The sequence below is a fragment of the Streptomyces sp. NPDC127177 genome (assembly GCF_042672475.1).
Classification (GTDB): Bacteria; Actinomycetota; Actinomycetes; order Streptomycetales; family Streptomycetaceae; genus Streptomyces.
In genome coordinates this window covers 64,255-70,552 of the sequence record NZ_JBHXUW010000044.1, presented here as the reverse complement: position 1 = coordinate 70,552, position 6,298 = coordinate 64,255, and the positions used below count along the sequence as shown (strand labels likewise).

Genomic DNA, 6,298 nt, shown 5'->3' with positions numbered 1-6,298 from the left:
GGACGTGGGTGATCTCCATCAGCGCGTCGTCGACCGGGTTGACCCGGGGACGGTCACGGCCCGCTCGTCCGTGTGGGGCGCCCCCGCAGGGCCTCAGCCCTGCGCCGCCTCCCAGAACCGGTCCACGATCCGCGCCAGGAACGCCCGCCCCGCATCCCCCGTCGCGCCCTCCCGCTCCGTCCCCGTGCTGCTCCAGCTCAGCGTGGACACCATCAGCGCCTGGTAGTCGGAGTGCAGCTGTTCCAGGACACCCTGGAGCAGCCGCCGGTCCACCGGCACCAGCTTCGCCACCGGGCGCACGTACGCCTGCCATCGCGTCGTCACCGCGCTGCGCAGCAGCTCGGCCAGGTCCTCGTCCCGGCCGGTCGCCGTCACGAAGCCGGCGGCCGTCAGCCCCAGCGCCTCGGTGAGCGCGGCGGACTGGCGCTCGTTGCCCCGCCACCGCCCGGACTCCTCCATCCGCAGATACGCGGACGTGGCCATGCCCAGCTGTCCCGCCAGTTCGTCCGGCGCCAGCTCCCGGGCTACCCGGTGCTCGCGCAGGGTCCGGGCCGCGGTCAGGAGTTCGCCGGGGGCGCACCACAGCACCCCGGCCAGCGCGGTGAGTTCGTACTCCGTCGGCAGTTCGAGCCCACGCTCCCAGGCGGCCACGGTCTCGGCGCTGATCTTCAGTCCGTACTGGGCGCCGAGGCCGTAGGCGACGTGACCGGGAGCCATCCCGAGGGCCTCGCGCAGTCTTCGCGCGGCGGGGGCGTTGAAAGGCGGGGTGGGGTGCACGGCCCCACCGTAAGAGGCCGGAGGCGGTCTGACTACGGTGTGTTCGACCGAGACGACGGCTCGTAGGAAACTCCTAGGCCGGGAGCGGGGCGGCCGGGCCCCGGTCCCGGCCCGGGGACGGCACCCGTCAGCGTGCTTCGGCCACCCATCGGTAGTGCAGCTCCGGGCGCCCGATCTGTCCGTACTGCGGACTGCGCTCCGCCCGGCCCGCCGTCACCAGGTGCTCCAGGTAGCGGCGGGCGGTGATGCGGGAGATCCCGAGGTCAAGGCCGGCCGCGGCCGCCGTCACGCCGTCCGGGGCCGCCCGCAGCACCCGGGTCACCGCCTCCAGCGTCGGACCGCTCAGGCCCTTGGGCAGCCGCGCGGGCTGCGGTGAGCGCAGGGTGGCGAGCGCGCGGTCGACCTCGTCCTGGCCGCTCGCCTCACCGGCCGTCGCCCGGAACTCGGCGTAGCGGACGAGCCGGTCGCGCAGGGTGGCGAAGGTGAACGGCTTCAGCACGTACTGCACCACGCCGAGCGACACCCCCTCCCGCACCACGGCAAGATCGCGGGCCGAGGTCACGGCGATCACATCGGCCGTGTGCCCGGCCGCCCGCAGCGAGCGCAGCAGGTGCAGACCGTGCCCGTCGGGCAGATACAGATCCAGGAGCAGCAGATCGACCTGTGTGCGCTCCAGCGCCCGCACCGCATCGGCGCGCGAGTGCGCGACGGCGGCCACCTCGAACCCCGGGACGCGGTCCACGTACAGCCGGTGGGCGTCGGCGGCGACGGGATCGTCCTCGACGACCAGCACCCGGATCACTGGGTTCACGTGCTTCTTCCCTTCCGTGCCTCGCCGCCGTCGGGCAGCGGCAGCCGTACGGTGAACTCCGCGCCGCCGTCCGGGCTCCGCTCCAGCGCGACCGTCCCGCCGTTGCGGTGCACGGCCTGCTGCACCAGCGCCAGGCCGAGCCCGCGGCCCGCCCCGTGCGTGGACCAGCCGCGCCGGAACACCTCGGCGGCATCGGCCGGGTCGACGCCCGTGCCGTTGTCCGCCACCCGCAGCAGCAGTTCGCCGTCCCCGGCGAGTGCCGTGACGGTGACCCGGGCGCGTGCGGGACGGTGCGGCGGCGGTGTGCGCCGGGCGGGCACCGCCGCCGCGCGGGAGCCGTCGGCCGGCGGGCCGGTCAGCGCGTCCGATGCCGCGTCCACCGCGTTGTCGATGAGGTTGCCGAGGACGGTCACCAGATCGCGGTGCGGCAGCGTCGCGGGCAGGGCCCCGTCGTCTATCAGGCTGTCGTCCGCCAGCACCAGCTCCACCCCCCGCTCGTTCGCCTGCGCGGCCTTGCCCAGCAGCAGGGCCGCCAGCACCGGTTCGGCGACCGCGCCGACGACCCGGTCGGTGAGGGCCTGGGCCAGTTCCAGCTCCGCCGTGGCGAAGCCGACCGCCTCGTCGGCCCGGTCCAGCTCGATCAGGGACACCACCGTGTGCAGCCGGTTCGCAGCCTCGTGGGCCTGTGAACGCAGCGCCTGGGTGAAGCCCCGCTCCGAATCCAACTCGCCGGACAGTGCCTGGAGTTCCGTATGGTCCCGCAGGGTCACGACCGTGCCGCGCCGCTCCCCGCCCACCACCGGACGGGTGTTGACCACGATCACCCGGTCCGCCGTCAGATGCACCTCGTCGACCCTCTCCTCGGATGCGAGCAGCGCCCCGGTCAGCGGCGCGGGCAGGTCGAGTTCGGCGACCCGCCGCCCGACCGTGCCCGGTGCGAGACCCAGCAGCTCCCGGCCCGCGTCGTTGATCAGGGCGATCCTGCGCTGCCCGTCGAGCATCAGCAGCCCCTCGCGCACCGCGTGCAGTGTGGCCTCGTGGTAGTCGTGCAGCCGGCTCAGCTCGGCGGCGTTCATGCCGTGGGTGTGCCGCCGCAGCCGGGCGTTGATCACATAGGTTCCGACGCCGCCGAGCGCCAGGGCCGCACCGGCCGCGAGCGCCAGGGCGCGCAGCTGCGCCCGCACCTGCGTGGAGACCCGGTCCACCGTGATGCCCGCACTGACCAGGCCGACGATCCTGCCGCCGTCCCGGACCGGTGTGACGACCCGGATCGACGGTCCGAGCGTGCCGGTGTACGTCTCCGAGAACGTCTCGCCGCGCAGCGCCCGCGCGGTGTGCCCGAGGAAGGTCTCACCGATCCGGTCTGCGTGCGGGTGCGTCCAGCGGACCCGGTGCGGATCCATGATGGTGATGAAGGCGACCCCGGTGTCCCGGCGGGCCGCTTCCGCGTACGGCTGGAGGACGGCCGACGGGTCGGGGGTGCGGATCGCCTCCCGGACGGATGGTGAATCGGCCACCGACAGGGCCACCGACCTGGCCTGCCGGGCCGCGGTCTCCCGGGCCTGCGCGCTGCCGGAGACGTACGCGAAGAAGGCACACCCCGCCACGACGGCGGCCACCAGCACCACCTGCATGGCGAAGAGCTGTCCGGCGAGGCTGCGCGGACGTGCACGGGGAAGGCGCATCCCCACAGTCTGCCTGGCCGAAAAGATATGAACGAAATGCACGTAAGGGTGACCGGTGTCACAAGGAGCGGAATAGTCGCCGGGGCCCCCAGGGACGGGGGAGGGACAGAGAAGAGCCGAGGAGACCCTCGTGGCAGTGGCCGCCGCCAAACGGGACCGTACGAAGTATCTGTATCTTGCCGTCATCGCTGCGGTGGGGCTCGGGATCCTGGTGGGCCTCGTCGCCCCGGATGCCGCCGTCGAGCTCAAGCCGATCGGGACCGGCTTCGTCAATCTCATCAAGATGATGATCTCGCCGATCATCTTCTGCACGATCGTGCTGGGGGTCGGCTCCGTACGCAAGGCCGCCAAGGTCGGCGCCGTCGGCGGTCTGGCCCTCGGCTACTTCCTGGTGATGTCGACCGTCGCCCTGGCCATCGGCCTGGTCGTCGGCAACATCCTGGAGCCCGGCTCCAGCCTCCACATCACCGAGGCGACCCGCGCCGCGGGTGAGGCACAGGCGGGGGACAGCAAGTCCACCGCGGACTTCCTGCTCGGCATCATCCCCGACACCATGGTGTCGTCCTTCACATCGGGCGAGGTCCTGCAGACCCTGCTCATCGCCCTGCTCGCGGGCTTCGCGCTGCAGGCCCTGGGATCGGCCGGCGAGCCGGTCCTGCGCGGAATCGGCCACATCCAGCGCCTGGTCTTCCGCATCCTCGCCATGATCATGTGGCTGGCCCCGGTCGGTGCGTTCGGCGCCATGGCCGCGGTGGTCGGCGAGACCGGCGTGGACGCGCTGAAGTCCCTCGCGGTCATCATGGTCGGCTTCTACATCACCTGCGGCCTCTTCGTGTTCCTGATCCTGGGCACGATCCTGCGCCTGGTGGCCGGGCTCAACATCTTCTCCCTGCTGAAGTACCTCGGCCGGGAGTTCCTGCTCATCCTCTCCACCTCCTCGTCCGAGTCGGCCCTGCCGCGGCTGATCGCGAAGATGGAGCACATGGGCGTCAGCAAACCCGTCGTCGGCATCACCGTGCCGACCGGCTACTCCTTCAACCTCGACGGCACCGCGATCTACCTCACGATGTCCTCGCTCTTCATCGCCAACGCGACGGGCGACCCGCTGAGCATCAGCGAGCAGATCTCGCTGCTGGTCTTCATGGTGATCGCCTCCAAGGGTGCGGCGGGCGTCACCGGCGCCGGACTGGCCACCCTCGCGGGAGGCCTCCAGTCGCACCGCCCCGAGCTGGTCGACGGTGTCGGCCTGATCGTCGGCATCGACCGCTTCATGAGCGAGGCCCGCGCCCTGACGAACTTCGCGGGCAACGCCGTGGCCACGGTGCTCGTCGGCACCTGGACCAAGGAGATCGACCGGGAGCGGGTGGACCAGGTCCTCTCCGGGGCGCTGCCGTTCGACGAAGCGATGATCTCGGACGAGGGACCCGCCGAGCCGCACGTCCCCGAGGCCAGGGACGGCGGCGAGGAACAGCCCTCGCTCGCGAAGGCATAAGCACCCCCATGCACGCCGGGCCGGTACGGAGCTTCCGTACCGGCCCGGCGTGTGTCCGCCTCCCGCGCCGGCCCCGCCCACCCCTCCGGTCCGCGTCCAATGAGTGGAGCGCGCCCCCTCAACATCTGAGTGGAGCGCGCCCCCTCAACATCCCGGAAACACTGATGTACGGTCCACACGCATGCGCACCCGACTTGTTCTCGCGTGGACCTCAGCGGTGGCCGCCACACTCGCGGTCGCGGCCGCAGCCGGACCGGTGGCCGCCGCCCCGGCAGATCGCGTGTCCGTGACGCCGACGGCCCGCTGCCCTCAACTCTCCGACCAACTCACCTGGTACGGCGACAACCGTGCCCGGCTTCAGCGCGTGATCGACGAGCGCGGCACCTGCCACGGCAGAGGTGGAGCGCGCCCCGTCGCGGCGTTCGACTGGGACAACACCATCACCAAGAACGACGTCACCGACGCCACCATCAGCTGGTCCCTGCGGCACGACAAGATCCTCCGGCCCGCCCGCTGGAAGGACACCAGCAAGTGGCTGACCGACACCGCGGACAAGGCCCTCACCGAGGCCTGCGGCACCGACGTCGAGGTGGGAGCGCCCCTGCCCACCTCCACCAACGCCCGCTGCGCCGACGAGATCCTCCAGATCCGTGAGGACGGCAGCACGATGAGCGGCGAGGCCGCCTTCGTGGGGAAGTGGAACCACCGGCGTACCGTCCCGCAGTACGCGTGGGTACCCCAGCTGTTCGCCGGACACACCGTCCCCCAGCTGCGCGCGTACACGGCGGCCGCCCGCAGGGAGGCACTCGCCGCGCCCGTCGGTGCCACCCGCACCGTCGGCACCCACGTCCTTCCGGCCTACGTCCGGTACTACGAACAGCAACGCGACCTCGTCCGTACGCTCCAGAAGGCCGGGTTCGACGTCTGGATCGTCTCGGCGGGCTCCGAGCCGGTCACCGAGGTCTGGTCGCGCGGCATCGGAATCGACCGCGCGCACACCGTCGCCATCCGCTCCGTGCTCGACCGCAGGGGCCGCATCACGACCAGCAACGAGGGGTGCGGCGGGGTGGGCGTCACCGAGGGCGAGGCCATCCCGTACATCGACGGCAAGCGTTGCTGGATCAACCAGGAGATCTACGGGATCCACGGCCGGGCCGCCTGGGACCGGCAGGCGCCGGACCGGCGGATCACGCTCGGCGGCGGTGACGCCGACACCGACGTGACGTTCGTCGGTGATGCCACGGGCGCGCACCTCGTGCTCAACCGCAACAAGAACGAGGTGATGTGCCGCGCCTACGACAACGCCGACGGCCGCTGGGTCGTGAACCCCATGTTCATCGAGCCGCTGCCCCGCAGGACAACGCCCTACCCCTGCGCGACCGCCGCCTACACCGAGCCGGACGGCACCCTCGGCCCCGTGCGGCGTGCTGACGGCAGCGTCGTACCGGACCAGCAGGACACGGTGTACTGACGAGGGGCCCGCACCGAGGAAGGCCGGCGGCGGCCCGGGGGAGAGCCCCAGGGCCGCCGCCG

5 protein-coding genes are annotated in these 6,298 nt (G+C 72.1%); 2 read left to right on the top strand and 3 right to left on the bottom strand.

The annotated features are described in order from the left end of the window. Positions 1-93: 93 nt before the first annotated feature. The 3 genes from ACFVJX_RS25465 to ACFVJX_RS25455 form a co-directional block, all read right to left on the bottom strand. Entirely contained in the window at positions 94-717 is a 624-nt protein-coding gene (locus ACFVJX_RS25465) for an XRE family transcriptional regulator (RefSeq protein ID WP_384135217.1), read from the bottom strand. A gap of 187 nt (positions 718-904) precedes the next feature. Next, complete coding sequence (locus ACFVJX_RS25460; protein WP_384135220.1) at positions 905-1,579, bottom strand: response regulator; 675 nt, start codon at positions 1,577-1,579, stop codon at positions 905-907. A 5-nt stretch (positions 1,580-1,584) separates the two neighbouring features. After that, entirely contained in the window at positions 1,585-3,273 is a 1,689-nt protein-coding gene (locus ACFVJX_RS25455) for an ATP-binding protein (RefSeq protein ID WP_384135162.1), read from the bottom strand. 130 nt (positions 3,274-3,403) lie between these two features. On the opposite strand from ACFVJX_RS25455, the gene ACFVJX_RS25450 reads away from it, so the two are divergent. Together ACFVJX_RS25450 and ACFVJX_RS25445 are read left to right on the top strand one after the other, a co-directional pair. Further along, on the top strand, positions 3,404-4,765 hold the full coding sequence (locus tag ACFVJX_RS25450) for a cation:dicarboxylate symporter family transporter (protein WP_384135165.1): 1,362 nt from the start codon (positions 3,404-3,406) through the stop codon (positions 4,763-4,765). 181 nt (positions 4,766-4,946) lie between these two features. Beyond that, positions 4,947-6,236: a haloacid dehalogenase-like hydrolase gene (locus tag ACFVJX_RS25445; protein WP_384135168.1), complete on the top strand. Its 1,290-nt coding sequence runs from the start codon at positions 4,947-4,949 to the stop codon at positions 6,234-6,236. Positions 6,237-6,298 lie beyond the last annotated feature (62 nt).

What these genes read in the sequence shown, in the direction of transcription:
- ACFVJX_RS25465 (WP_384135217.1), bottom strand. Translation starts at nt 717, where the DNA reads ATGGCTCCCGGTCACGTCGCCTACGGCCTCGGCGCCCAGTACGGACTG.
- ACFVJX_RS25455 (WP_384135162.1), bottom strand. Translation starts at nt 3,273, where the DNA reads ATGCGCCTTCCCCGTGCACGTCCGCGCAGCCTCGCCGGACAGCTCTTC.
- ACFVJX_RS25445 (WP_384135168.1), top strand. Translation starts at nt 4,947, where the DNA reads ATGCGCACCCGACTTGTTCTCGCGTGGACCTCAGCGGTGGCCGCCACA.